2 protein-coding genes are annotated in these 806 nt (G+C 44.8%); one reads left to right on the top strand and one right to left on the bottom strand.

All coding sequences use genetic code 11. The features are described from left to right. The coding region (locus GMD1S_RS08460; RefSeq protein WP_000585231.1) for a solute carrier family 23 protein at positions 1–297 on the top strand (297 nt) is incomplete at its 5' end. Between the two features lie 32 nt (positions 298–329). Here GMD1S_RS08460 and GMD1S_RS08455 read toward each other — a convergent pair. Further along, entirely contained in the window at positions 330–734 is a 405-nt protein-coding gene (locus GMD1S_RS08455) for a PaaI family thioesterase (RefSeq protein WP_000651202.1), read from the bottom strand. Positions 735–806: the final 72 nt, after the last annotated feature.

Raw genomic sequence — 806 nt, 5'->3', positions numbered from 1 at the left:
AAGTTTGGTGCCCTCGCCCAAATCATTCCAAGCCCTGTCCTTGGAGGGGCCATGCTGGTGATGTTTGGTTTTGTTTCCCTTCAAGGGATGCAAATCCTCGCCCGCGTTGACTTTGCTAACAATGAACACAACTTCCTTATCGCAGCTGTCTCCATCGCTGCAGGTGTCGGACTCAACAATAGTAATCTCTTTGTCAGCATGCCAACAGCCTTCCAAATGTTCTTCTCAAACGGAATTGTCGTAGCCAGCTTACTAGCCATTGTTCTCAATGCAGTATTAAACAGGAAGAAGAAATAAGAAAAAGAGGTGTGAGCCTCTTTTTTGTTTATCTATATCCTTACCTGTCTGTCTTCTGACCGCTGGCCTGTGACAAACATGGTAAAGGTTGCTTTGCAGACATTTCTGCCTTCTTGATTGGTGATATCCACATCCACGACACAGGTTGTGCGTCCATGATGGACACATTCTCCTTTAATGGTCAACACGTCGTCGAGTTTTCCTGCCTTGAGGTAGTTGATAGAGGACTGGAGCGTCACTCCATCAAGCCCCAGCGAGATAACCACCAAACCACTAATCTGGTCACAAAGGGTGAAGAGATAGCCACCATGGGCATTGCTATAGTAGTTGAGCGACGAGTCCACCACTTTGGTCGTCACCACAACATGACCATCTCTCATTTTTTCAATTTCGTAATTTTCAAAGGCAGATATAGCATCAAAATGAAAATCTTTCATCGTTTCCTCCTGATAGTTCAAACGACACTATGATACTACTTTTTATAGGACTGTGCAAGGAGAAAGCTCCTA

Source organism: Streptococcus sp. GMD1S (assembly GCF_000296875.1).
In the GTDB taxonomy this organism is placed as follows: Bacteria; Bacillota; Bacilli; order Lactobacillales; family Streptococcaceae; genus Streptococcus.
This window is presented reverse-complemented; position numbering and strand designations above follow the sequence as displayed.

What these genes read in the sequence shown, in the direction of transcription:
- GMD1S_RS08455 (WP_000651202.1), bottom strand. Translation starts at nt 734, where the DNA reads ATGAAAGATTTTCATTTTGATGCTATATCTGCCTTTGAAAATTACGAA.